General features: G+C 63.1%; 25 protein-coding genes. 12 read left to right on the top strand and 13 right to left on the bottom strand.

The annotated features are described in order from the left end of the window. Positions 1–32: 32 nt before the first annotated feature. The 7 genes from cysE to nifA all read left to right on the top strand — a co-directional run bounded on the left by cysE (position 33) and on the right by nifA (position 6,667). Positions 33–740, top strand: a complete 708-nt coding sequence (gene cysE / locus MTR66_RS02340) for a serine O-acetyltransferase (RefSeq protein WP_243917982.1) — start codon at positions 33–35, stop codon at positions 738–740. Further along, entirely contained in the window at positions 727–1,104 is a 378-nt protein-coding gene (gene nifW / locus MTR66_RS02335) for a nitrogenase stabilizing/protective protein NifW (RefSeq protein ID WP_243917548.1), read from the top strand. The genes cysE and nifW overlap by 14 nt, the downstream gene beginning before the upstream one ends. Positions 1,105–1,106: 2 nt before the next feature. Continuing rightward, entirely contained in the window at positions 1,107–1,964 is an 858-nt protein-coding gene (locus MTR66_RS02330) for an electron transfer flavoprotein subunit beta/FixA family protein (protein WP_243917546.1), read from the top strand. A 13-nt stretch (positions 1,965–1,977) separates the two neighbouring features. Further along, entirely contained in the window at positions 1,978–3,075 is a 1,098-nt protein-coding gene (locus MTR66_RS02325) for an electron transfer flavoprotein subunit alpha/FixB family protein (RefSeq protein ID WP_243917544.1), read from the top strand. A gap of 10 nt (positions 3,076–3,085) precedes the next feature. After that, a complete protein-coding gene (locus MTR66_RS02320; RefSeq protein ID WP_243917542.1) occupies positions 3,086–4,399 on the top strand; it encodes an FAD-dependent oxidoreductase in 1,314 nt (437 codons plus the stop codon). Between the two features lie 36 nt (positions 4,400–4,435). After that, positions 4,436–4,741, top strand: coding sequence for a ferredoxin family protein (locus tag MTR66_RS02315; protein WP_243917540.1), 306 nt, complete (start codon positions 4,436–4,438; stop codon positions 4,739–4,741). Between the two features lie 276 nt (positions 4,742–5,017). Next, a complete protein-coding gene (nifA, locus tag MTR66_RS02310) occupies positions 5,018–6,667 on the top strand; it encodes a nif-specific transcriptional activator NifA (protein WP_268740203.1) in 1,650 nt (549 codons plus the stop codon). 63 nt (positions 6,668–6,730) lie between these two features. On the opposite strand, the gene MTR66_RS02305 is transcribed toward nifA, so the two are convergent. The 6 genes from MTR66_RS02305 to bufA2 all read right to left on the bottom strand — a co-directional run bounded on the left by MTR66_RS02305 (position 6,731) and on the right by bufA2 (position 12,725). Beyond that, positions 6,731–7,576: an SUMF1/EgtB/PvdO family nonheme iron enzyme gene (locus MTR66_RS02305; protein ID WP_243917537.1), complete on the bottom strand. Its 846-nt coding sequence runs from the start codon at positions 7,574–7,576 to the stop codon at positions 6,731–6,733. Then, complete coding sequence (locus tag MTR66_RS02300; RefSeq protein WP_243917536.1) at positions 7,566–7,973, bottom strand: SEL1-like repeat protein; 408 nt, start codon at positions 7,971–7,973, stop codon at positions 7,566–7,568. The genes MTR66_RS02305 and MTR66_RS02300 overlap by 11 nt, the downstream gene beginning before the upstream one ends. A gap of 214 nt (positions 7,974–8,187) precedes the next feature. Beyond that, complete coding sequence (locus MTR66_RS02295) at positions 8,188–10,533, bottom strand: TonB-dependent receptor (protein ID WP_243917535.1); 2,346 nt, start codon at positions 10,531–10,533, stop codon at positions 8,188–8,190. A 193-nt stretch (positions 10,534–10,726) separates the two neighbouring features. Continuing rightward, on the bottom strand, positions 10,727–11,515 hold the full coding sequence (locus MTR66_RS02290) for an HvfC/BufC N-terminal domain-containing protein (RefSeq protein ID WP_243917534.1): 789 nt from the start codon (positions 11,513–11,515) through the stop codon (positions 10,727–10,729). Continuing rightward, positions 11,512–12,351 (bottom strand): MNIO family bufferin maturase, encoded by an 840-nt coding sequence (bufB, locus tag MTR66_RS02285; protein WP_243917533.1) that lies wholly within the window; start codon positions 12,349–12,351, stop codon positions 11,512–11,514. The genes MTR66_RS02290 and bufB overlap by 4 nt, the downstream gene beginning before the upstream one ends. Before the next feature lie 89 nt (positions 12,352–12,440). Next, complete coding sequence (gene bufA2 / locus MTR66_RS02280; protein ID WP_243917531.1) at positions 12,441–12,725, bottom strand: BufA2 family periplasmic bufferin-type metallophore; 285 nt, start codon at positions 12,723–12,725, stop codon at positions 12,441–12,443. A gap of 186 nt (positions 12,726–12,911) precedes the next feature. On the opposite strand from bufA2, the gene MTR66_RS02275 reads away from it, so the two are divergent. From MTR66_RS02275 to MTR66_RS02260, 4 genes are read left to right on the top strand one after another with little or no spacing between them, the layout of a single operon-like run. After that, entirely contained in the window at positions 12,912–13,187 is a 276-nt protein-coding gene (locus MTR66_RS02275) for a BufA1 family periplasmic bufferin-type metallophore (protein ID WP_243917530.1), read from the top strand. Between the two features lie 23 nt (positions 13,188–13,210). Then, entirely contained in the window at positions 13,211–13,669 is a 459-nt protein-coding gene (locus MTR66_RS02270) for a DoxX family protein (RefSeq protein ID WP_243917529.1), read from the top strand. Further along, a complete protein-coding gene (locus tag MTR66_RS02265; RefSeq protein WP_243917528.1) occupies positions 13,666–14,196 on the top strand; it encodes a sigma-70 family RNA polymerase sigma factor in 531 nt (176 codons plus the stop codon). Before MTR66_RS02270 ends, MTR66_RS02265 begins: the two co-directional genes overlap by 4 nt. A 3-nt stretch (positions 14,197–14,199) precedes the next feature. Then, positions 14,200–14,835, top strand: coding sequence for an NrsF family protein (locus MTR66_RS02260; protein ID WP_243917527.1), 636 nt, complete (start codon positions 14,200–14,202; stop codon positions 14,833–14,835). On the opposite strand, the gene MTR66_RS02255 is transcribed toward MTR66_RS02260, so the two are convergent. The 7 genes from MTR66_RS02255 to cyoA form a co-directional block, all read right to left on the bottom strand. Then, entirely contained in the window at positions 14,836–15,369 is a 534-nt protein-coding gene (locus MTR66_RS02255; RefSeq protein WP_243917526.1) for a response regulator transcription factor, read from the bottom strand. It lies immediately after the preceding gene. Then, positions 15,366–16,664 carry an ATP-binding protein gene (locus tag MTR66_RS02250; RefSeq protein ID WP_243917525.1) on the bottom strand — a complete coding sequence of 433 codons (1,299 nt, stop codon included), beginning with the start codon at positions 16,662–16,664 and terminating at the stop codon, positions 15,366–15,368. Before MTR66_RS02250 ends, MTR66_RS02255 begins: the two co-directional genes overlap by 4 nt. Positions 16,665–16,673: 9 nt before the next feature. Continuing rightward, positions 16,674–17,354, bottom strand: coding sequence for an SURF1 family protein (locus MTR66_RS02245; RefSeq protein ID WP_243917523.1), 681 nt, complete (start codon positions 17,352–17,354; stop codon positions 16,674–16,676). A gap of 62 nt (positions 17,355–17,416) precedes the next feature. Then, entirely contained in the window at positions 17,417–17,809 is a 393-nt protein-coding gene (gene cyoD / locus MTR66_RS02240) for a cytochrome o ubiquinol oxidase subunit IV (protein ID WP_243917521.1), read from the bottom strand. Beyond that, positions 17,806–18,435 carry a cytochrome o ubiquinol oxidase subunit III gene (cyoC, locus tag MTR66_RS02235; RefSeq protein ID WP_456094035.1) on the bottom strand — a complete coding sequence of 210 codons (630 nt, stop codon included), beginning with the start codon at positions 18,433–18,435 and terminating at the stop codon, positions 17,806–17,808. The genes cyoD and cyoC overlap by 4 nt, the downstream gene beginning before the upstream one ends. A 27-nt stretch (positions 18,436–18,462) precedes the next feature. Continuing rightward, positions 18,463–20,466, bottom strand: a complete 2,004-nt coding sequence (gene cyoB / locus MTR66_RS02230) for a cytochrome o ubiquinol oxidase subunit I (RefSeq protein ID WP_243917517.1) — start codon at positions 20,464–20,466, stop codon at positions 18,463–18,465. A gap of 5 nt (positions 20,467–20,471) precedes the next feature. Continuing rightward, positions 20,472–21,674 (bottom strand): ubiquinol oxidase subunit II, encoded by a 1,203-nt coding sequence (gene cyoA, locus MTR66_RS02225; RefSeq protein ID WP_243917515.1) that lies wholly within the window; start codon positions 21,672–21,674, stop codon positions 20,472–20,474. A 229-nt stretch (positions 21,675–21,903) separates the two neighbouring features. On the opposite strand from cyoA, the gene MTR66_RS02220 reads away from it, so the two are divergent. Next, positions 21,904–23,217, top strand: coding sequence for an MFS transporter (locus tag MTR66_RS02220; RefSeq protein WP_243917513.1), 1,314 nt, complete (start codon positions 21,904–21,906; stop codon positions 23,215–23,217). Positions 23,218–23,455: the final 238 nt, after the last annotated feature.

Raw genomic sequence — 23,455 nt, 5'->3', positions numbered from 1 at the left:
GCACGCCGCCGCGCCGTCTTTCGCTTTTCGCCATGCTGCGCGAGGATATCGGCTGCGTGGCCGCGCGCGATCCGGCCGCCAACAACCGGCTCGAAGTCGTGCTGACCTACCCGGGCATCCACGCCATCGTCTGGCACCGTATCGCCCATCGGCTGTGGCGCGCGAAACTGCGGTTTCCTGCGCGGTTTCTGTCGTGGTTCGCGCGGCTGCTGACCCATATCGACATTCACCCGGGCGCGATGATCGGGCGGCGCTTCTTCATCGATCACGGCGCGGGCGTCGTGATCGGCGAGACGGCCGAGATCGGGGACGACGTGACGCTCTATCACGGCGTGACGCTGGGCGGCACGAGCTGGTCTCCCGGCAAGCGCCACCCGACGCTGGAAGACGGCGTGCTGGTAGGCTGCGGTGCCAAGATCCTGGGGCCGATCACCGTGGGCAAGGGCGCGCGCGTCGGGGCCAACAGCGTGGTCGTCGATCCGGTTCCCCCGGCAATGACCGTGGTGGGCATTCCCGGCCGTCTGGTCCGCGCGGCGTCCGAGCGCCGCCGCATCGGCGGGCGGATCGACCTCGACCATCATCTGATGCCCGATCCGGTGGGCGAGGCGATTTCCGAACTGCTCGACCGGATCGATTTTCTGGAAATGCGCCTGGCCCATCGAGAGGGGGCCCATCGAGAGAACGCCCACCGTGAGGGCCGCAAACCCGATTGCGGGGAGGATACCCATGAGCCTGCTTGACGATCTGCAGAACCTGTCGAGCGCGGAGGATTTCTTCACCTTCCTCGGCGTGCCTTACGAGCCTTCCGTAGTGCACGTGGCGCGGCTGCACATCATGCGGCGCATGGGCCAGTACCTGCGCGGCAGCGAAGTGGAAGGCGCGCTGGCCAGTGCCGACGAAACCGCGCTGCTGACGCTGTGCCGCGAGCATCTGGCGCAGGCCTACGAAGACTTCGTCCAGTCCTCGCCGATCGAGGAACGCGTCTTCAAGGTCCACAAGGAAGCCATCGAACCCAAGCCGGAACCGAACCGTCCGTTCGTGCCGCTCGCGGAGCTGTCCGGCCAGACCACATCCGCAGGCGAGCCTGCACCCTCAGGAGAGTGACCATGCATATCGTCGTATGCATCAAGCAGGTCCCCGACAGCGCGCAGATCCGTGTCCACCCGGTCACGAACACGATCATGCGCCAGGGCGTCCCGACGATCATCAACCCCTATGACCTGTTCGCGCTGGAAGAGGCGCTGCGGCTGAAGGACCGCTTCGGCGCGACAGTGACCGTGCTGACCATGGGGCCGCCGACAGCCGCGGAATCGCTGCGCAAGGCGCTGACCTTCGGTGCCGACCGCGCGGTGCTGCTGACCGACCGCTATTTCGCCGGATCGGACACGCTGGCGACGAGCTACGCCCTGTCCATGGCGCTGAAGAAAGTGGCCGAAGAGTTCGGCAAGCCGGAGATCGTCTTCACCGGCAAGCAGACCATCGATGGCGATACCGCCCAGGTCGGCCCGGGCATCGCCAAGCGGCTCGATTACAACCAGCTTACTTATATCGCCCGCATCGTCGAGACCGACACGGAGGCAGGCACGATCAAGGTGGAGCGCCGCGCCGAGGGCGGGCTGCAGGTGCTGGAAACCCGGCTGCCGGTGCTTGTCACCATGCTGGAGGCGAGCAACGAGATGCGCCGCGGCTCGATCGAGAACGCGCTGATCGCGGCGCGCGCCGATGTCGTGACCTGGAATGCCGCCGCTGTCGGCATCGAGGATCTGACCAAGTGCGGCCTGCGCGGCTCGCCGACCATCGTGAAGAAGGTCTTCGCGCCCACCGCCCGCACCGACAAGGCCGAGATCGTCGAGACCGAAGGCAAAGCCGATGCCAAGGCCGCGGCGCTGGTCGAGGCGATTTTCGCAAAAGCACCGGCTGTCGAGCAGGAATTGCTCGAACAGGCCGCGCATCACTACGTCTGAAGGAGAAAGGCTCATGGCCGAGGAGAAGAAACCCGCTCCCGCCGGAGGCGGCAGGGCCAATACCAAGAAGGAACTGCCCGAGCACTTCAAGGCGTACAAACACGTCTGGGTGGCGGTGGAGATCGAGCATGGTGAAGTCCACTCGGTGTCGTTCGAGCTGCTGGGCGAGGGCCGCAAGCTGGCGGACAAGCGCGGCGTGGAACTGGGCGCTGTCGTCATGGGCGACGACCGGGCCAGCCTCGACGCGGCGGCGAGTGCCTGCTTCGAATATGGCGCGGACTGCGTCTACATCGTGCAGGACCCGGCGCTGAAGCACTATCGCAACGAGACCTCGACCAAAGTGCTCACCGATCTGGTCAACACCTACAAGCCGGAAATCCTGCTGCTGGGCGCGACCAATCTGGGCCGCGATCTGGCGGGCTCCGTGGCGACGACGCTGCAGACCGGCCTGACCGCCGATTGCACCGAACTCGCCATCGACGACGAAGGCTCGCTGGCCGCGACGCGCCCGACGTTCGGCGGATCGCTGCTCTGCACGATCTTCACGCTGAACTACCGCCCGCAAATGGCAACGGTGCGCCCGCGCGTGCTGGCCATGCCGGATCGCGAAGAGGGCCGCACCGGCAAGATCATCGAGTTCGATCCCAAGCTGGTCGAAGAAGATATCATCACCAAAGTGCTCGACTTCATTGCCGACCGCGATACCGACAAGGCGAACCTGCCTTATGCCGATATCGTTGTGGCGGGCGGTCTGGGGCTTGGTTCTGCCGAAAACTTCCAGCTTGTGAAGGAACTGGCCGAAGTGCTGGGCGCCGAATACGGCGGCTCGCGCCCGCTGGTGCAGAAAGGCTGGATCACGTCGGATCGCCAGATCGGCCAGACCGGCAAGACCATCCGGCCCAAGCTCTATATCGCCGCCGGTATTTCGGGTGCGATCCAGCATCGCGTCGGGGTGGAAGGCGCCGATCTCATCGTCGCTATCAACACCGATCCCAATGCGCCGATCTTCGAATTCGCGCATCTGGGCATCGTGGCCGATGCCGTCACCCTGCTGCCCGCGCTGACCGACGCCTTCGCGGCGCGGCTGCGCGTCAACCGTCTCGCAAGCTGAGGAGGAACCCATGGGCGAATTCAGCAAACCGTTCGATGCCATCGTCGTGGGGGCAGGCCCCTCGGGCAATGCCGCTGCCTATACGATGGCCAAGGAAGGGCTCAATGTCCTGCAGATCGAGCGCGGCGAATATGCAGGCTCGAAGAACGTGCAGGGCGCGATCCTCTATGCCGATGCGCTGGAGAAGATCATCCCCGAATTCCGCGACGAAGCGCCGCTGGAACGCCATGTGATCGAACAGCGCATGTGGACGATGGACGACAAGTCGCACACCGGCATGCACTACCGTTCGGACGACTTCAACGAGGAGAAGCCGAACCGCTACACGATCCTGCGCGCGCAGTTCGACAAGTGGTTCTCCTCCAAGGTGAAGGAAGCGGGCGCGCTGGTGCTTTACGAGACCACCGTGACTGAACTGGTCAAGGATCTCTCGGGCAAGGTCATTGGCGTGCGCACCGATCGCCAGGGCGCGCCGATCATGGCCAATGTCGTGGTTCTGGCCGAAGGCGTGAACGGGCTGGTGGGCCAGCGTTCGGGCCTGCGCAACGAAGTCGCCCCCGAAAGCGTGGCGCTGGCGGTGAAGGAAATGCACTTCCTGCCGCGCGAGACGATCGAGGCGCGTTTCAACCTCACCGGCAACGAAGGCGTGGTGATCGAGGCGATGGGCACGATCACCAAGGGCATGACCGGAACCGGCTTCCTCTACACCAACGAGGAATCGATTTCGGTCGGCATCGGCTGCATCGTGTCCGACTTCGCGGAAAGCGATTCCAGCCCGAACGAACTGCTCGAAGCCTTCAAGAACCATCCGTCGATCAAGCCGCTGCTGGAAGGATCGGAGTGCAAGGAATACGCCGCGCACCTTATTCCCGAAGGCGGTTACAAGGCGATTCCGCAACTCACCGGACCAGGCTGGATTGTCGTTGGCGATGCCGGGCAGTTCGTGAACGCCGTGCACCGCGAGGGTTCCAATCTGGCGATGACCACGGGCCGTATCGCGGCGGAGACGGTGGTCTCGCTCACCCGCAAGCGGGAAGAGATGACCGCAGCGAACCTTGCCGAGTACGAGAAGCGCCTGGGTCAGACCTTCGTCATGAAGGACCTCAAGAAATACAAGGGCATTCCGGACCTGTTGCACAAGAACAAGGGCAATTTCTTCGGCACTTATCCCAAGCTGATCAGCCAGGCGATGCAGACCTGGTTCCGGGTTGATGGGATCGACAAGGTTTCGAAGGAAAAGGCGATCTTCCGCAATTTCCGGGAGACCCGCACGCTGTGGGGAATGATGGGCGATGCCTTCAGGGTGGTCCGCGCCTGGCGCTGACCGCTTGGTAATACGATAAAACAAAGGAGCAGGCAGATGAGTGACGTAATGACGGCGCCGCGCGCCAAAGTGGAAGAGAAGCTGTTCCAGAACCGCTATCTGGTCGATGCGGGACGTCCGCACATCAAGGTCAGGCCGCACACGACGCCTTCGGCAAGTCTGTTGTCGATGGTCACGTTGTGCCCGGCGGGCTGCTACTCGAAGAGCGAAAGCGGCCAGGTCGAGGTCGCCGCAGACGGGTGCCTGGAATGCGGCACTTGCCGGATCGTCACGCGCAAGACCGGTGAAGTCGAATGGAACTATCCGCGCGGTGGTTTCGGCGTCCTCTACAAGTTCGGTTGAGGGCGGTACTTCGCGGAATTACACTTGCGAGCCGTTATCAATTACGGAGAAATGCACTCATTGCTTGTCGAATCGGCGGAAATTTGAGACTTTTCCATTCCAACGTCCGAATCCCGGCAGGCGATCGGGATCCTCGATAAGGACCTGGGGAGAAGATGTCCTGACGGAAGAGAGGTTTCCGCCATGGACAGTCAGGTGATCAGCCCTTCGAACGGCCTACCGCCCGGATCATACGTGAACACATATAGCACGCAGCCGAGCCACACGCGCGCCGATATGGCGTTGCGCGGTGTGTACGAGATTTCCAAGGTGCTCGCAGTGCCCGGGCGGCTGGAAACGACGCTGGCCAATGTACTGACCTTGCTTTCCAGCTTTCTGGATATGCGTCACGGTCTTGTGACCCTGCTCGACGAGGACGGTACGCCGGTCAATGTCGTGGGCATAGGCTGGCGCGAGGAACGCGCGGGAGCCTGGTTCGGGCGCATCCCCGAACAGGCGGTGGATCGCATTTTCACCACCGGCATGCCGGTGGTCGTTCAGAATATGCAGAAAAGCTCGCTCTTCCCGGGCTGGAGTTTTGAAGGGCCGGAACCCAAGCATAGCCGCGCATCCTTCATCGGCGTGCCGATCAAGGACCGCAACGATGTGGTGGGCACGCTCACGATCGAGCAGATCTGGGACGAAAGCACCACCTATCACGCCGCGGACGAGGATGTGCGCTTCCTCACCATGGTCGCCAATCTGATCGGCCAGACCGTGCGCCTGCTGGAAATGGTGCAGCGGGATCGCGAGCGGCTGATGGAACAGCAGCGGATGCTGGAAAAGGAACTCATCCGCGACAATCCGTCCAGTTCCGGAAGCAGCAAGAAGGGCAAGGCTTCCAACATCGGGATCGTGGGCACGAGCCCGGCGCTGCAGAACGCCTTGCAGCAGATCCGGCGTGTCGCCCGGAGCCACTCGGCTGTACTGCTGCGCGGCGAATCCGGCACGGGCAAGGAACTGTTCGCGCGGGCCACGCATGACTTCTCGCCGCGCGCCAAGAAGCCGTTCATCAAGCTGAACTGTGCGGCGCTGCCCGAATCCGTGCTGGAATCGGAGCTGTTCGGGCATGAGAAGGGCGCCTTCACCGGCGCGGTCGCCCAGCGCAAGGGCCGTTTCGAACTGGCCGATGGCGGCACCCTGTTCCTCGATGAGATTGGCGACACCAGTTCGGCCTTCCAGGTCAAGCTGCTGCGCGTCCTGCAGGAAGGCGAATTCGAGCGGGTGGGCGGCACGCAGACGATCAAGGTCGATGTCCGCCTTGTCTGCGCGACCAACCGCAATCTTGAGGAAATGGTCAGCAAGGGCGAATTCCGCGCGGACCTCTATTACCGTATCAATGTGGTGTCGGTGCGCCTGCCCGCGCTGCGCGACCGGCGGGAAGATATTCCCCAGCTTGCGCGCGAATTCCTGCGCCGGTTCGATGAGGAGCACCATACCGAGCACCAGCTTTCGCCATCGGCGGTGCGGGTGCTGGAAAGCTGTTATTTCCCCGGTAACGTGCGGGAACTGGAAAATTGCGTCCGCCGCACTGCTACGCTTGCCCATGAAGACCGCATTGGCGAGGGGGATTTTGCCTGCCGCAATGACGAATGCCTTTCGGCGACTTTGTGGAAATCGGCAGTGTCGGCGCCGTTCCCGATCGTTCAGCCCCGCGCCGAGCGGACTTATTCCGAACGGGAGGACGAGGAGGCGGATGTCGTGTTTGACCGGGACGCTCCGGAGGACGCCCCGGCTGACAACGTCAAGATCGGGCAGCGCGAATTGATGCGGGCGCTGGAATCGACCGGCTGGGTCCAGGCCAAGGCCGCGCGCATGCTGGGCCTGACACCGCGCCAGATCGGCTATGCGATCCGCAAGTACGGGATCGAAGTGCGCAAGTTCTGAGGGTTGGTGAAAAAAAGGGGGGAGGGGGAGGATGTTCTCTTCCCTTACTTTTTCTAGCTTCTCTCAATTATTTTTAAGAATAATAAGGCGGACGGCGTATTCAGCGATAACTCTGTCCCCATCGCTCTCCATCACTGCATTGGACGGAGTATCAATGAGAACCTTTGCAGCCGACGTGAGGCAGGAACCTCCGCGTAACTCAACAACCAGCACTCGTCCTGACGGCCCTTTCTTCCGGATTCCACTGGTGATTTCATGATGCTGGCCAAACATGTCGAATAATCCCCATGCATTCGGCGGCATGCGGCCGACTGGGCCACAGGTGAGAGCGAAATTTCTGTCCGGAACTGGAACCCGGGGCGGGGTGGGGTCGCTGTCAATTATTCTCGTGTGTAGGAGATTAGCGCTTTCTGACGAAAATTGCGGACTATCACTCCCGGCCTTCGCAAGCCAAATCCACTCCTGAGCGGTTGGCGTATCTACAGAATAGCCGGCAGGAAGGCGTTTCTGAAGCCAGGCCTTGAAGCAGGCGACATCGCTCAGACGCAACTTGCTTGCTGTCCAATTCAGATTGAACTTACGGCGTTCGTCAGGCGAAAAATCGCTGCCATCCGCTTTATGATGAAGAGGAAACTTGCAATCTCCATCCTCAACAGAGGCCAGATACTGAGACCACGTCAATTCATAGACAGCCGCATATGCTATTCTACGCATCCCCTTGGGCGGCGCCGGCACTGGTACAAAATCGGGACAGTCCTCACAAGACGACAGCCATTCCACTGATCTGTCAGCAGATTGCGCCTGATCTTTATCGATCGGCGCTTCGCTCGTCGTCGCTGAAGAAGCATTCGCGCTTTGGAATAGAAGTAGGCACACGGCGGCTGCTTTGACAATTCGACTACTGGTCATTAGGGCACCGTGCGCTAGCTTCAGCTATTGACCGTATCGTCTCAAATTCCATTTGGCTCTTGGAAACACTGGGGTTCTGCCTTCCGACGGTCATTGGATAGATGCTACCGGCATTGCCGCTCGTGCCGGGTAAGTAGACAGGAACCTCGACCATCTTGTCCCGATGCATTGACCGTTGGTATAATCTCTCAGCGAGGTGCGTGTTTTTCGGCAGAAAACAACCGCGCTCGAATTCCAGGCCTAAGCGGAACTGAGCCTGTTTGTCGCCGTTGCGCGCCTGCTTTGCGAGTTCTTGTACGCCAGCATCCGCTTTACCGGGCGCGAGCGGAATTCCCATGTAGCTGTTGCTCACGCAGCCTGACGAAAGTAACATTAAAATCGCTATCGAACGTCGCATTACTGCCCCTCTGGAACACCCCGGGTGTTCCGGAAGCTGTTCAGTTCGCATCGAGTCGCCATATCAAGGGGAGCGGTGGCTGCATAGCAGCTGGCTTTGGACCCAACAGAATGAGCGGGAAGTCGAGGGCAGGGCTATTCGCCGTAGTTTCAAACGGCCCTCGATCCACGCAGCAATAGTGGATTTCACATTGATCGGTTCTTGAGAACCTCTCTCACCGCCCGAACAGCGAACTGCGCACCGTCAGTTGCAGCAGCACCGAACGCGGCGCTCCCACGGAAGCGAGAATGTCGCCCTGGCGCGGGGCCGCAGTGCCATATTGCCCGGCGGTAGAACCGACGACGGCGCCGGTGACGCGGATCAGCCGGTTGGTGAGGTTGCGGCCGACCAGTGCCAGTTCCCACGGCTTGTCCTTGCCGCCGTTGAGCGAAAGCGTCCCGTTGAACTGCCAGTAGGATTTCTGGCGCGTCGCCGGGCTCGCCTCGGTCTGCGTCAGGTACGAACTGGAATGGTTCATATCGAAGCTGAGGCCGCCGCCGAGATTTTCGGAGAACTCTGTGTCATAATTGAACCCGGCGCTGAACGTCCACTCGGGCGCGCGCACCAGTTGCTGGCCGCTCTGGTCCTGCGCGGTGTAGTAATTGGTGGCGGAGGCAGGCTGAGACGGGTCGCGGAGCGCGAGATTGCATCCATCCGAGATCGATTGCCCGTTATAACAGCCGCCGATGAAGTTCGTGTAATGCGCATCGTTGTAGGCAAGGCTGGTGCGCACTTGCAGCCCGGGAATGGCATGCGGCTGCATGGTGAGATTGAATTCCACACCCTGCACGCGCGCCCCGCCCGCGTTCTGCGTAAGTTGCGAGAACGAGGCGTTGTCGTAGCGGGAAAGCTGCAAATCGTTGTATTTATACGTGTATCCAACCAGATCGAACAGCATCTGCCGTTCGGCCAGATAGCCTTTGAGGCCAACTTCAAAGCCTTTGGCCGTCATCTGGTCATAGGACAGGTCCAGCGCGGGCCGCGATGTGTTCGCGGATGTGCGCAGTGCGGTCGGCACCGTGTTGAACCCGCCCGAAGTGAAACCCTCGCGATAGGCGGCATAGGCAGTGAGGTTGCTGTCCGGCTTGTAAGTGATGGTGATGTCGGGCGAGAAATCGTTGTAGTGCTTCTTGGGATCGAGCACTTCGAAGGGCAGGCTGAAAGAGGTGCCGGTCAGTTTCTTGTCCTCGCGCGAAAGCCGCCCGCCCGCTGCGATCTCGATCTGCTCCACCGGCTTGTAGCGCACTTGCGCGAAGCCCGAATAGGCGGTGGTGTGTACGTCGTAGAACGTCGAGCCGACGAGGAACGGCGTGCCGAAATCGACCGTGAAGGCCTGCCCGATCGTGAACGTCGCATCCTGGAAGAAGCCGCCGATCATGAAGTTGAGCGGCCCGTCCAGGTCGGACGTCAGGCGCAGTTCCTGACTGAAGCCCTTGGCGATCACGTCGTTCGAGGCGCCGTAGTAAGGGATGTTCGAGAACGAGAAGGAATCGATCGACTGTTCGCGCAGCCGGTAATAGCCCGTGACCGAGGAGAGCCCATAGGAATCCGACAGGTCCTGATCCACGCTGAGCGAGGTGAGGAACTGGCTGGACTTCACGAAAGGCACGCCGTCCTTGAACGAGGGGTCGCTGGCGATCGTGCCCGGCGTCAGCGCCGCGTCATAGAATGTGCGGTTGAGCTTGCAGTCGGTGGCGCCGAACACGCTGACGCCGCCGTTGGGGCACTCGACGATCTGTGCCAGCCCGGTGGGCCCCACGCCGTCACGGTCGCGCTGGCCGTAGTTGATCTTGAACTTGATGCGGGTGGCGGGCGTGGGCTCGAACGTCAGCGTGCCGCGCACGAAGACATCTTCGGCATTGAGCGTCTTGGCGCCTGCGCCTGCCGTCACGCCGGTGATCGGCTGGGCAATGTTACGGAACCAGCCGTCTTCCTTGGAATAATAACCGACGATGCGGGCCCCCACGGTATCGGTCAGCGGGCCGGAGACCATGGCTTCGGCAAAGCGCTGTTCGGCCTGGAATTCATACCCGGTGCGCAGCCGCGCTTCGAAGAATGATCCCGGATCGGCGGATACCAGAGAGATCACGCCGCCCGGGCTGTTCTTGCCGTAAAACAGCGCCTGCGGGCCCTTGAGCACTTCCACGCGCTGGATATCGATCTGGCCCAGGCGCACGGCATTGCCGTAGCTGATCGGCACGCCATCGAAGTTCATCGTCACGGCCGTTTCGGTGGAGGGATTGGAAATGCCCGAACCGACGCCGCGCAAGTTGATCGAGCCGCCTACCTGATTGGTCGATTCCCCGATCACCAGCGCCGGAACCTGCTGGCTGATGGCGCTCAGCGAGTTCGAGGCATAGCGGGCCAGATCCTCGCTGGAGACCGCCGACACCGCCACAGGCACGTCCAGCAGGCGTTCGCTGCGCTTGCGGGCAGTAACGATGATCTCGCCGCCCGCGCTCTCGCTGGAAGTGCTGGTGTCCCGGGTCTCCTGCGCCTGGGCCGGAGACAGGGCCGCCATGGTCAAGGCAAGCACCGAACACGCCAGAAAACTCCGTTTCACAAGCATCAAATCCCTCCCTGTGCACTTTGCGTGCTATCGCGAACCGGATCGCACACCCGGGGATTTTCAACAAGTGTCTAGAATTGCCTGGGCAGGCAGTAACCGCTGCAGCGAAATCTGGAAGCGCGGGAGGAGCCGTGAAAGGGCCGTTTTACGCCAGCAGGCGTTCGATCCAGCCGTTGGCAAGCCAGCGCGCCAGCATCTCGCCTGCCATTTGCAGAGCCTGTTCCTCTCCCAGTAAACTGGTCAGCAGATCGCAGGCGGCGCCGTAACCGGCCCCGTCCGCCATTGCCGTGAGTGCTTGGGCTTCGGCGGCGCTGGTCATCGTGAATGTGGAGCGCAGACCTTCGCGCCAGACCACGCAGCCTTCCGTTTCGGGGAGAGGGGAAAGATCGCGGGCCGCGGCGATCTCCTGGCCGCAGGCGCTATCGCCGAGCCATTGCCAGAGCGTGAGACAGTCATGGCGCACGAGGCGCACGGCAAGGCCGGGCACGAAGGCAAAGCGCATGTCCTGCCAGTCCCGGTCGCCGAACGAGGCAGTTGCTGTAACCAGGCCCGCTCCGTCGAGCGGCCCGGTATCGCGGGCCGTGAAAGCGTCCTGCATGGCCCATTCGATCCAGGCCAGTTCGGCCACGTCCGGATCGGCGGGGAACAGGGTTTCGAGCGTTTGCGCAAAGCCAAGCCCGGCATCGTCGAGCGTCCAGCTTGCAGGGGGATGGGTGATCAGATGATGGGCCGCTGCGGCCTGAAACGCTTCCTCTCCCGCCAGACGGGCGGTTCGCGGATAGGTTTCGTGGAGAGCATCGATCAGCCGCGCGCGGTAGGCGTTGCGGTAGATTTCGTAGCCTGCCCGTTCGCGCGCCTGCCAGCCTTCGGGCAAGGAGGCATCGTTCGACATCAGGCCCTCGATGAACCGGCTTTGCTGCTGGGCGAGAGTCATGCCGCGGCGGCCTCCTGGCGGGCTTCAGCGGCGATGCGGCGGGCGATCGCCAGTTCGTCCAGCAAGTCTGCGAGCGGGGGGATGGCATCGTCGCGCTCGATCATGATCGCGGCGGGGCCGGTGCGGCCGAGCACATGGGCGAGCAGATCCCAGACGCCGCCGCAGACCTCGCGGTCATGCGTGTCTATGGCGATTTCGCCGGGGGTGTGCCCGGCAAGGTGGATCTGGCGCACGCGATCCAGCGGCAACCCGGCGACGTAGGCCTGAGCGCTGAAACCGTGGTTATGGGCGCTGACGTAGATGTTGTTCACATCGAGCAGCAGATAGCAGCTCGTGCGCTGCGTGACCTGGGCGAGAAATTCCCATTCGCGCATCTCGTCTTCGGGAAAGGTCATGTAGCTGGAGGGGTTTTCCAGCAGCAGCGGACGTTGCAGGATGTCCTGCGCGATCATGATGTTATCGCAGATCACGCCGAGCGCTTCGGCCGTATAGGGCAGGGGCAGCAGATCGTGGCTGTTGTGCGCGCTGCTGCGCGTCCAGCACAAGTGATCCGACATCCAGAGCGGTTCGATCCGGTCCGCCAGGGTCTTGAGACGGGCGAGATAGTCCCGGTCCACGCCATGCGCCGATCCGGGGGAGAGTGAGACGCCGTGCAGCACCACTTCGTGCTTGCAGCGCACCGCGTCGAGAACGGCCAGCGGATTGCCGCCGTCCACCATGAAGTTTTCGGAAATGACTTCGACGAAATCGAGCTCGACCTCCTCCTCCAGGAAGTGGTGATAGTGCGGGCGGCGAAGGCCCAGGCCAAATCCTGCGAAGGGCTCGATATGCGTCATCATGCGGTTCCTGTGGTTCGGGAAAGGAGGCGGCCTGGCCCCTTTACAGGGGGCGGTGGGAACAAGGAGCCAGGCCGCCGGACGTCAGATCAGCCGAGATCGCCGATCGTGCCGCCCTTGGTCAGGCAGGAGCCCGCTGCCATGGCCTTGAAGCCTTCGCCCTTGCACTCGTTCATGCCCTTGCATTCGTGCTGGGTGGTCTTGCAGTCTGCGTGGCCCTTGCAGGCGTTCACGCCGTAGCAGTGCACAGTGTCGTCCTTGCCCAGCGCGGCGCCGCTGCTGCCGGCCGGAGCGGCGGCCGCGAACGCGGTGACGGACGAGAGGGCAAGGGTTCCGGCGATCGCCGCGAAGGCGGTCTTGTGCGAAATCGACATCGATAATCTCCTGAAGTGTTCTGCCCGAGTGGCATGTTTTGCCGGACTGGCATGGCATCATTCGAAGGCAGGGGCAGCGGGGTTACAGCGCGGTGAAAATTTTGCGGACTGTAACCAGCGGGGGCGGCGGACCGAATGACGGTGTGATCCCCGGCCGGTGCCGGGACGCAAATTCAGGAGATACCGATGCAGAACCGTTCGATTGCCGCGCTTGCGGGCCTTGCTCTGGCTGGCGTGGTTGCCGCTCAGCCTGCGGGAGCCGCTGACAAGCCGCAGATGGAAAAGTGCTATGGCGTGTCCAAGGCCGGGCACAACGATTGCGCCGCCGGTCCCGGCACCAGCTGCGCGGGCACGTCCGTGCGTGACTATCAGGGCGATGCCTGGAAGCTGGTGAAGAAGGGCTCGTGCACTTCGATCAAGACGCCCAAGGGCACCGGGTCGCTGACCCCGGTCAAGCGCTGATCTGAAGGGCAGGGGGCAAGCGGATGCAGGGCGTTCTGGCACTTTGGCAAAGGATCACCGGCGTTTTACAGGGCCGGGTCATCGAGGGCATTGCCCTGCTGCTCGTCCGGGTGGCGCTGGCGGGCGTGTTCTGGCGGTCGGGCCGGAGCAAGGTCGTGGAAGGAACTTGGCTGCAGGTGAGCGACACGACGAATTACTTGTTCGAGAACGACTATTCCGCCGTGCCGCTGCCCCCGGAATTCGCGGCCCACATGGCCGTGGCCGCGGAAACTCTGTTTCCCATTCTGCTGGTTGCCGGGGCCGCCACGCGTCTTTCCGCGCTGGCCCTGCTGGGAATGACGATGGTCATTCAGGTTTTCGTCTTTCCCGAAGCCTGGTGGAGCGTGCATATTCTGTGGACCGCTATGGCGCTGACGCTGATCGTGCGCGGCGGAGGGCTGTTCGCGCTCGATACTGTGGGGTTACGGGTGATGCCGCGATGAACGGGGACGATGCAACCATGATGCGCCTGATGCGCGCGGCGCAGAATGGCGACAAGCAGGCCTATGCCGTGCTGCTGGAACAGGCAGCGAAGTGGCTGCGGCGCTATTTCCGCAGGCGCATCGCCTTGGAAAAACTGGACGATCTGGTGCAGGAAGTGCTGCTTTCGGTTCACGCCAAGCGCTCTACCTATGATCCCGACCGCCCGTTCTATCCCTGGCTGGCGGCTATCGCCCGCTACCGCTGGGTGGATTACCTGCGCGCCGAATACCGCACGCAGACCCAGGAACTGCTGGAAGACACCGCGAGCGAGGAAAGTGCCGAAGAGCCCGTGATGGCGCGCATCAGCCTGGACCGTCTGTTCGACCAATTGTCACCGGCGCAGGCGGAAGCGATCGAACTGGTGAAGATCGAGGGATACTCGGTCGCCGAAGCATCCGAGCGGTCTGGCCAGAGCCAGTCGCTCATCAAAGTGAATGTTCATCGCGGCATCCGAAAGCTCGCCGCGATTATCGAGAAGGCAAGCTGACCCATGGACGACCCAACCCAGGCTCTGATCGACCGGATCTCCGCCGATGCCGCACCGGTGCGGCCGTTTCGGATGGGCAGGGGGCTGGCTTTGGCCGGTCTCGCCTTTGTCGTGACGATCATTGCGACGCTGTTCCTGCTGGGCGCGCGGCACGGGCTGATGAGCGGAGAGTTCTCCGTTTACTTCGTGGTCGTGAACGGACTGCTGCTGGTGCTCGGCCTGTCCTGCGTGACGACGGTGGTGGCGATGGCCTCGCCGCATGTCGGAACCGGGCACGAAGGGCCGAAATGGGCCATCGCCATGGCAGGCGTGCTGCCGGCGGCCGGAGTGCTGGCCGCATCGGCCCCCGATGGTGTTGGCCTGCTGCATGTGGAGGGGATCCACTGCATGTACATGGGCCTGGCGGCATCGGTGCTGATCGCGGCGGCCCTTTTCGTCTGGCTGCGCCGGGGCGCGCCGGTATCGCCGAAACTGGCCGGGCTCTATCTGGGCATAGGTTCGGGTGCGCTCGGCTCGGTGGCGAACGGCATGGCCTGCGCGGACGATTCCATCGCGCACCTGGGCATCTGGCACATGGCGCCGGTTGTGATTGGCGCGCTGGTGGGGCGTTACGTCATCTCGCGCTGGCTGCGCTGGTAATCAGATCCGCCGCTTCTCCAGCTTGCGGGCCAGCGTGCGGCGGTGGAGCCCCAGCCGCCGGGCGGCTTCGGAGATGTTGAAGTCGCATTCCACCAGCGTGCTGTGGATGTATTCCCATTCCAGCGTCTTGATCGAGCTTTTGCGCCCGTCGACGGGTACGCCGGGATCGCCCTGCGTGCTCGCGAAGGCGGCTTCGATGTCGTCGGTGTTGGAAGGTTTGGCGAGGTAGTGCGCGGCGCCCAGCTTGATCGCTTCCACGGCGGTGGCGATGCTGGCGTAGCCGGTGAGCACCACGATATGCGTATCCGGCCGCAAGGCGTGGAGTGACTGCACCACCGCCAGTCCGGAGTCGGCTCCCAGCTTGAGGTCCACAACGGCATAGTCGAAATCAGCCGCTTTGGCCCGTGCTTCGGCTTCCTGTGCGGAGGAGGCGGAGGATACGGCATAGCCGCGCCGTTCGAACGAGCGGCGCAGCGTGCGGGCGAAAGCCTCGTCGTCCTCGACGATCAGCAGGGTGCGGCCGGGTTCGCTCATGCCGGTTTCTCCTTCGTATAGGCCAGCGACGCCAGCGGCAGCGTGAGCCTGACTGTTGCGCCCTGCGGTTCGCGGTTTTCGACAGTGATCTGCCCGCCCAGCTTGCGCACTACGTTGAAGACGAGGAACAGGCCAAGGCCGCCGCCGTCGCGCCCCTTGGTGGAGGCATAGGGCTGGCCGGCGCGGGGCAGCATCTCCGGAGCGAAGCCGGGGCCTTCGTCGCTGACAGTGATCAGAAGATCGTCGTTTTCGCGCGCGATTTCAAGGATCACAAGGCCGGGGGAGACTTCCTGCGCATTGTCGATCACATTGCCGATGACTTGCCGCAGTCCGGGGTCGGCAACGATTGCGACATCTTCTCCGAAACGATCGATGACGCGCAGTTCGCCGTCCATGCGCGATTGCCACTCGCTGGCGATGTCACCGAAGAGCGCCCGCACGCTGGAGACGCTGGGGTTCTCTCCGCGCAAGTCTCCCGCGGACATCAGGATGCCGCTGACGATAGTCTTGCAGCGGTCAAGCTGGGTGCGCATGTCGGCGAGATCCTCGCTGAAATCGGCATTGGCGGCGATGGCGGGCAAGTGTGCCCAGTCACCCAGGATCACCGAGATCGAGGAGAGCGGCGTGCCCAGTTCATGCGCCGCGCCCGAGGCGAGCAGGCCCATGCGGATGATGTGGTCTTCTTCCGCTGCCTGCTGGCGCAGGGCTTCCAGCGCCTTGTCGCTTTCGCGCCGGTTGCGCTCCAGCCGCACCACGAAGAACACCAGCAGCACGGCCGCCAGCACGAAGCAGAACAGGCTGCCGAGCCGGTAGAGGTCGAACTGGTGCGCAGCGTGCCGGGCGGGCAGGTCCAGCGGGACGTAGACGAAGCTCAGCAGCAGCATGGAGAGGCTGGCGAGCACGGCGATGGCCCAGCTCCAACGCGGGGTCAGGATGACCGCGCCGATCACGATCTGCAGCAGGAACAGGAAGGTGAAGGGATTGGTCGCGCCGCCGCTGTGATAGAGCTGCCAGCCCAGCGCGGCGACGTCGATCAGCAGGGCGTTGAACAGTTCGCTTTGCGAGAAGTGCTCGCGCCGCCGCAGCAGGCTGGCGGTCGCCAGGTTGATGAGGATGAGCAGCAGCGGTGCCATCAGCAGCGGCATTAGCGGCAGGCGCACTTCCAGGATCTGTACGACCGCCACGATCGTGGCGAGCTGGCCGAATACCGCGATCCAGCGCAACTGCATCAGCAGCAGCACATTGCGCCAGCTTTCGCTGCGTGAAGGGGGGATGGGGGCGATCAGGCGTATCATGCCTGATCCCTATGCCCTGCGGCGCCACACAACGCCAATAGCCACGAGCGAAAGGGCCGCCATGGCGAACCATGTCAGGGCGTATTGCAGGTGATTGTCGGGGAAATGGATCACGGTGAGGCCGGGGACCGGCGCGGGCTTTCCTGCGGCATGCCGGGCAGCGTTTTCCGTTTGGGCATCGATGAAGACGGGGGCGGCGGGGCCGGACCGCTTCGCCTTTGAGAGTGCGGCAACGTCGCGCGAGTACCAGCGATCGTCCTGCGGGCGGTTGGACTGGAGCAGGCTGCCGCCCGGCTCGCTGGCGCGCACGAAGCCGGTCACGGTAACGGGACCGGGAGGCGTGGTCCTGGCGGCTTCGAAAACCGTCGTGCCTGCCGGGAGAAAGCCGCGATTGATCCAGACGGTCCGCCCGTCGGCGATGTGCAGCGGTGTCATCGCCCAGTAGCCGGTGCCGAGTTCCGTCGCCGCGCGCACCAGCGCGGTCTGCGGTGCGGCATAAGTGCCGGAGACCTTCACGCGCATATAATCGAGCGCATGGGCCGGGGCCGAGGCCAGCCGCCGGGCGGAGGGCAGGGTGGCAGGGGCAGCATGGACCCGGGCGTTCACGCGGGCGATCAGGTCATGCTTCCAGTGCAGGCGCTTCACCTGCCACACGCCGAGCGCCACGAAAGCGATGAGCGCAAAAAGCAACAGCAGGGTCAGCCCCCAGGGCCGCCCTGCTGCTGCGGTGTCGGGTGCCCCGGTGGGGCGGGTCAGGGCAGTTGTCCCATATCGTGGGCCGTCATCGGCATCATGTTGTGGTTGAGGTGATACATCACCCACAGCGAGCCGGACAGCGCGATCACCACCAGGATGATCGTGAAGATCAGCGCCATGACCGTCCAGCCGTTCTCCGACTTGGTGTTCATGTGCAGGAAGTAGATCATGTGAACCACGATCTGCACGACCGCGAAAGCCATGATGACGAGCGCGGTGGCCTGCTTGTCGGCAATCGCGCCGCTCATCACCAGCCAGAATGGAATGGCGGTGAGGACGACCGAGAGGACGAAGCCGATCACATAGTCGCGCAGCGAGCCGTGGCTTTCGCCGTGATCATCGTGATCGTGGGTATGATCGTTGTGGGCGTGGTGGTCGGCAGCGCTCATCGCAGCATCCCCATGAGATAGACGAAAGTGAAGACGCCGATCCAGATGACGTCGAGGAAGTGCCAGAACAGCGAGAGGCACATGAGGCGGCGCTTGTTGGCCTGGATCAGGCCCTTGCGGGTGATCTGCGTGACCAGCGTGAACAGCCAGACGAGGCCGAAGGTCACGTGAAGGCCGTGGGTGCCCACCAGCGAGAAGAACGCGGTGAGGAAGCCCGAGCGCATCGGCGTTGCGCCCTCATGGATCAGGCTGGAGAATTCGAACAGCTCGATCCCGAGGAAGCAGGCGCCGAACACCGCGGTGATCAGCAGCCAGGCGATCGTCGCGCCCTTCTGGTTCTTCGCCATGGCCAGCATCGCGAAGCCATACGTGATCGAGGAGAACAGCAGCATCGCTGTGTTCAGCGCCACCAGCGGCAGCTCGAACAGATCCTTGGGGCTGGGCCCGGCGGCATAGTTGCCGCCGAGAACGCCATAGGCCGCGAACAGCATCGCGAAGATGAGGCAGTCGCTCATCAGGTAGATCCAGAAGCCCAGCATGGTGCTGGCGCCTTCGGGATGGTGATGCGGCTCCAGCTCGTAGAAGGCTGCGGTGAGCTGCTCCGGGCTGGCTTTAGGCGTGTTCATGGTATCCATGGTCGTGGCGTTCATGGCTCAGGCTCCCGCAGGCGCGAACTGGCCGATAGCCGCCGCTTCGGTCGCGGTCACTTCATCGGCGGGGATGAAGTAGTCGCGGTTGTAGTTGAAGGTGTGGAAGATCGCATAGCCGATCATCCCGGCGAAAGTGAGACCCGCCAGCCACCAGATATGCCAGATCATCGCGAAGCCGAAGACCGTGGCGATACCGCCCAGGATAATACCGGCTTCGGTGTTCTTGGGCATGTGGATCGGCTGGAAGCCGCCGGTGGGGCGGGGGACGCCGCAACGCTTCATGTCGTCCCAGGCGTCGATCTCGTGGACCACCGGGGTGAACGCGAAGTTGTAGGCGGGTGGGGGCGAAGTGGTCGACCATTCGAGCGAACGGGCATCCCACGGATCGCCGCCGCAGGCCAGCTCGTCGCGCTTCCAGATCGAGTAGCCGACCTGGGCGAGGAAGGCGGCGATGCCCACCGCGATCAGCGCCGCGCCGATGCCGGCAACGATGAACCAGATCTGCAGGCTCGGATCGTCGAACACGCGCATGCGGCGGGTCACACCCATCAGGCCGAGCACATAGAGCGGCATGAAGGCAAGGTAGAAGCCGACGACCCAGCTCCAGAAGCTGATTTTGCCGAGGCCGGTGTGCAGCTTGAAACCAAAGGCCTTGGGCCACCAGAAGTTGATGCCCGCGAAGGTGCCGAAGACGACGCCGCCGATGATCACGTTATGGAAGTGCGCGATCAGGAACAGCGAGTTGTGGAGCACGAAGTCCGCCGGGGGAACGGCCAGCAGCACGCCGGTCATGCCGCCGATGGTGAAGGTGAGCATGAAGGCCACCGTCCACATCATCGGCAGTTCGAAGCGGATGCGGCCGTGGTACATCGTGAACAGCCAGTTGAACAGCTTGGCGCCGGTCGGGATCGAGATCACCATCGTGGTGATGCCGAAGAACGAATTGACGCTGGCGCCCGAGCCCATCGTGAAGAAGTGGTGCAGCCACACGAGGTAGGACAGGATGGTGATGACCAGCGAGGCGTAGACCATCGAGCTGTAGCCGAACAGGCGCTTGCCGCAGAAGGTGGCGGTCACTTCCGAGAACACGCCGAAGATCGGCAGGATCAGGATGTAGACTTCGGGGTGGCCCCAGATCCAGATCAGGTTCACGTACATCATGGCGTTGCCGCCGAAATCGTTCGTGAAGAAGTCGAAGCCGAGGTAGCGGTCGGCGGTGAGCATGCACAGCACCGCAGTCAGCACCGGGAAGGCAGCGACGATCAGGATGTTGGTGCACAGCGCGGTCCAGGTGAAGATCGGCATCTTCATCATGTCCATGCCGGGCGCGCGCATTTTCACGATCGTGCAGATCAGGTTGACGCCCGAAAGCAGCGTGCCGACGCCCGCGATCTGCAAGGCCCAGATCCAGTAATCGACACCGACCCACGGGCTGTAGGCGATGTTCGACAGCGGCGGATAGGCCAGCCAGCCGGTCTGCCCGAATTCGCCGATGAACAGCGAGAGCATGACGAGGACGGCGCCCGAAGCGGTCATCCAGAAGCTGAAGTTGTTGAGGAACGGGAAGCTGACGTCACGCGCGCCGATCTGCAGCGGCACCACGTAGTTCATGAAACCGGTCACGAACGGCATCGCCGCGAAGAAGATCATGATCACGCCGTGTGCGGTGAAGACCTGATCGAAGTGGTGCGCGTTGAGATAGCCTTCGGAACCATTGAAGGCCCAGGCCTGCTGCAGGCGCATCATCAGCGCATCGGCAAAGCCGCGCACGAACATGACGAGGCCCAGCACCATGTACATGATGCCGATCTTCTTGTGATCGACGCTCGTGAACCACTCTTTCCAGAGATAGCCCCAGACCTTGAAATAGGTCAGCGCGGCCAGCAGGGCGATACCGCCCAGCGCGACCACGGCGAAAGTGGCCCAGACGATGGGCTCCTGTGGGATCGCATCCCACCACAGACGGCCCAGCAGAGGGCTCCAATGATTGTGAACTACGGTTTCCATGCTGGTCAGTTCCGGGAAATCAGGAGGGAGTGCGCCGGCTTTTCCAGAGCCTTGTCAAAAGCAATGGACTGCGGGGCGGAAAGACCGGCGCCGGTCAGCGAACGCTGGTTTGCGGGGGCCTTGACGATGTTGTCGGGCGCCTGGCCGGGCTTCTGGTCGCACAGGGCGCGCACCCAGGCCAGCTCGCGGCGGGCGGCCGCATCCGGGTTGGCATTGGCCTCGGCCGCTGCCTCGCGCCCGTGCTTGTCGTAAGCCAGCATCGAGACGTTGCGGATGCCTTCCTTGCCGAGGCCGCCGCGCGCGTCGATCGCCATCATCTCGCTCATGCACATCTTGCCGGGCTCGACGCACATGTCGAGGATCTTGCCGTAGAGGTTCGGCGCGACTTTGGCGTAATAGGTGGCGGGCACGTTCTCGCTCGGCTTTTCGAGCTGGAGGTACGTGGCGTCGTCCAGCGTTCCGGCGTTCTTCGCCCCGGCCTTCACGCCGTCGGCCCACTGGGCGAACTGCGCTTCGGTGACCGAGCGGGTCTTGAAACGCATGCCCGAGAAGCCCGCGCCCGAATAGTTGGCCGAGAAGCCGACGAAATCGTCACCCGTCTTGTTCATCACCGCGTTGAGGCGCGTCTGCATGCCGGGCATGGCATAGATCTGCCCCGCCATCGCGGGCACGTAGAACGAGTTCATCACGCTCGATGCGGTGATCTTGAAATCGAGCGGGCGGCCTGCGGGCACGACCAGTTCGTTGACGGTGGCGATGCCCTGCTCGGGGTAGATGAACAGCCATTTCCAGTCGAGCGCGACGACATCGACTTCGAGCGGCTTGGCATCGTGCCGGACCGGGGTCTTGCCGTCGATGCGGCCGATCGTGCGGTAGGGATCGAGCAGGTGGGTGCTCACCCAGGTCAGCGCGCCCAGGCAGATGACGATGAGCAGCGGCGCCGCCCAGATGACGAGTTCGAGCTGGGTCGAGTGATCCCAGTCCGGCTTGTATTCCGCGTTCTTGTTCGAGGCGCGGTATTTCCACGCGAAGAACAGTGTCAGGGCCATGACCGGGACGATGATGATCAGCATCAGCACGGTCGACATGACGACAAGGTCGCCCTGCTGCTGTGCGACATCACCGGCCGGTTTCAGGACGACCGTGTTGCAGGCGGACAAGGCTCCCGTCAGTGACAGGGCAGCCAGGACTCGGGCCAGCGCAGGCATTCGGCGCGGCTTTGGGCGGGAATCGGTTAGGCGCATGGCGCTGCGGGTAGGCTCGTGCTGCGAATGCGAACATAGGACATTTTGTCCAATCCCCTTGACCGCGATCAATGACGATAGGGCCACGCTGTGACGTCGGGTGTTTGCGCGCCCGCACTGTGATTCGCCCGTTGCCGGTGCGCCTTCGCGGCGCGCGGGCGCGGACCCAGACTACGAAGGCCGCGACATCGAGATGACCAGTACCACCCAGACCCGCGAAGCCCTGGGCTTGCCGATCTTCAAGGAGGAACACAAAGTCTCCCCGGCGGAGATCGCGATCGGTGTCATCATCGGCCGCACGTCGGAGTTTTTTGACTTCTTCGTCTATGCCATCGCCTCGGTGCTGGTGTTTCCGAAGCTGTTCTTCCCTTTCGTCGATGTGCTGACGGGCACGCTCTATTCCTTCGCGATCTTCTCGCTGGCCTTCATTGCCCGGCCGGTGGGGTCGCTGGTGTTCATGGCGATCGACCGGGCCTATGGCCGCGGCACCAAGCTGACGATCGCGCTGTTCATGCTGGGCGGCTCGACAGCGGCGATCGCTTTCCTGCCCGCTTATGCCGATGCGGGCACGACCTCGATCTGGCTGCTCGCGCTGCTGCGGCTGGGGCAGGGTTTCGCGCTCGGCGGCACCTGGGACGGTCTCGCTTCGCTGCTCGCGCTCAACGCGCCGGAGGAAAAGCGCGGCTGGTATGCGATGATCCCGCAGCTCGGGGCGCCGTTCGGCCTGATCGTGGCCAGCCTGCTGTTCGCCTACATGGTCACGTCGCTTTCGGCGGCCGACTTCCTCGACTGGGGCTGGCGCTATCCTTTCTTCGTGGCTTTCGCGATCAACGTGGTGGCGCTCTTCGCTCGTCTGCGCATTGTTGTGACCGAGGAATTCGATCACTTGTTCCGCAGCCGCGACCTGCAGGCCGTCAGCGTTTCCACCACGATCCGCACCGAGTGGAAGACGATCCTCATCGGCGCGCTGGCCCCGCTCGCCAGCTTCGCGCTGTTCCACATGGTGACGGTGTTCCCGCTCTCGTGGGTTTCTCTCTTCACGCGTGAGACGCCGACGACCTTCTTGCTGATCGAGGCGGTGGCTGCTGCGTTCGGCGTGGTCGCGGTGATTGCCTCGGGCCGTCTGGCCGACCACTTCGGCCGCCGCACCCTGCTGGGCGGCTGCGCGGTGGGCATCGCCGTGTTCTCGGGCTTCGCGCCGCAGCTTCTCGATGCCGGGACGGTGGGCGAGATCGTGTTCATGGTGATCGGCTTCATTCTGCTCGGCCTTGCCTTCGGCCAGTCCTCGGGCGTCGTCGCCTCGGGTTTCGCGACCGAGCACCGCTATACCGGTTCGGCCTTCACCAGCGACTTGTCGTGGCTGCTGGGCGCAGGCTTCGCTCCGCTGGCCGCGTTGCTGCTGTCGGTCAACTTCGGTCTGATCGCTTCGGGCGCCTATCTGCTCTCGGGCGCTCTGGCGACGCTGATCGCACTTTGGCTCAACGCTGGGCTCGCCGGGAACAAGTAAGGACGTTTCGCCTGCGCATGCAGAGCGGCGATGGAATTTGAGAGGGGGCTTTCCCCCCACCCCGCCTCATAAAGGCTCCCCCTCTCTCGGCCCTCTCCCCTTCGTGGGGAGAGGGCTTTTCTTTGGGCTGCCGCATGGATCCCGCCTGCATCGAGAGCTGTGGACATGACAGCCATAAATGGAACATAATAGGAACATTGAAGTGATTCGAGATCTGTTTCCTCATGCTCCGGAGTCC

It is taken from the genome of Novosphingobium beihaiense (genome assembly GCF_022832375.1).
GTDB lineage: Bacteria > Pseudomonadota > Alphaproteobacteria > Sphingomonadales > Sphingomonadaceae > Novosphingobium > Novosphingobium beihaiensis.
This window is presented reverse-complemented; position numbering and strand designations above follow the sequence as displayed.

Bases quoted from the DNA above. Each gene is read 5' to 3' on its own strand.
- cysE (WP_243917982.1), top strand. From the start codon at position 33: ATGCTGCGCGAGGATATCGGCTGCGTGGCCGCGCGCGATCCGGCCGCC.
- nifW (WP_243917548.1), top strand. From the start codon at position 727: ATGAGCCTGCTTGACGATCTGCAGAACCTGTCGAGCGCGGAGGATTTC.
- MTR66_RS02330 (WP_243917546.1), top strand. From the start codon at position 1,107: ATGCATATCGTCGTATGCATCAAGCAGGTCCCCGACAGCGCGCAGATC.
- MTR66_RS02325 (WP_243917544.1), top strand. From the start codon at position 1,978: ATGGCCGAGGAGAAGAAACCCGCTCCCGCCGGAGGCGGCAGGGCCAAT.
- MTR66_RS02320 (WP_243917542.1), top strand. From the start codon at position 3,086: ATGGGCGAATTCAGCAAACCGTTCGATGCCATCGTCGTGGGGGCAGGC.
- MTR66_RS02315 (WP_243917540.1), top strand. From the start codon at position 4,436: ATGAGTGACGTAATGACGGCGCCGCGCGCCAAAGTGGAAGAGAAGCTG.
- nifA (WP_268740203.1), top strand. From the start codon at position 5,018: ATGGCGTTGCGCGGTGTGTACGAGATTTCCAAGGTGCTCGCAGTGCCC.
- MTR66_RS02305 (WP_243917537.1), bottom strand. From the start codon at position 7,576: ATGACCAGTAGTCGAATTGTCAAAGCAGCCGCCGTGTGCCTACTTCTA.
- MTR66_RS02300 (WP_243917536.1), bottom strand. From the start codon at position 7,973: ATGCGACGTTCGATAGCGATTTTAATGTTACTTTCGTCAGGCTGCGTG.
- MTR66_RS02295 (WP_243917535.1), bottom strand. From the start codon at position 10,533: ATGGCGGCCCTGTCTCCGGCCCAGGCGCAGGAGACCCGGGACACCAGC.
- MTR66_RS02290 (WP_243917534.1), bottom strand. From the start codon at position 11,515: ATGACTCTCGCCCAGCAGCAAAGCCGGTTCATCGAGGGCCTGATGTCG.
- bufB (WP_243917533.1), bottom strand. From the start codon at position 12,351: ATGACGCATATCGAGCCCTTCGCAGGATTTGGCCTGGGCCTTCGCCGC.
- bufA2 (WP_243917531.1), bottom strand. From the start codon at position 12,725: ATGTCGATTTCGCACAAGACCGCCTTCGCGGCGATCGCCGGAACCCTT.
- MTR66_RS02275 (WP_243917530.1), top strand. From the start codon at position 12,912: ATGCAGAACCGTTCGATTGCCGCGCTTGCGGGCCTTGCTCTGGCTGGC.
- MTR66_RS02270 (WP_243917529.1), top strand. From the start codon at position 13,211: ATGCAGGGCGTTCTGGCACTTTGGCAAAGGATCACCGGCGTTTTACAG.
- MTR66_RS02265 (WP_243917528.1), top strand. From the start codon at position 13,666: ATGAACGGGGACGATGCAACCATGATGCGCCTGATGCGCGCGGCGCAG.
- MTR66_RS02260 (WP_243917527.1), top strand. From the start codon at position 14,200: ATGGACGACCCAACCCAGGCTCTGATCGACCGGATCTCCGCCGATGCC.
- MTR66_RS02255 (WP_243917526.1), bottom strand. From the start codon at position 15,369: ATGAGCGAACCCGGCCGCACCCTGCTGATCGTCGAGGACGACGAGGCT.
- MTR66_RS02250 (WP_243917525.1), bottom strand. From the start codon at position 16,664: ATGATACGCCTGATCGCCCCCATCCCCCCTTCACGCAGCGAAAGCTGG.
- cyoD (WP_243917521.1), bottom strand. From the start codon at position 17,809: ATGAGCGCTGCCGACCACCACGCCCACAACGATCATACCCACGATCAC.
- cyoC (WP_456094035.1), bottom strand. From the start codon at position 18,435: ATGAACACGCCTAAAGCCAGCCCGGAGCAGCTCACCGCAGCCTTCTAC.
- cyoB (WP_243917517.1), bottom strand. From the start codon at position 20,466: ATGGAAACCGTAGTTCACAATCATTGGAGCCCTCTGCTGGGCCGTCTG.
- cyoA (WP_243917515.1), bottom strand. From the start codon at position 21,674: ATGCCTGCGCTGGCCCGAGTCCTGGCTGCCCTGTCACTGACGGGAGCC.
- MTR66_RS02220 (WP_243917513.1), top strand. From the start codon at position 21,904: ATGACCAGTACCACCCAGACCCGCGAAGCCCTGGGCTTGCCGATCTTC.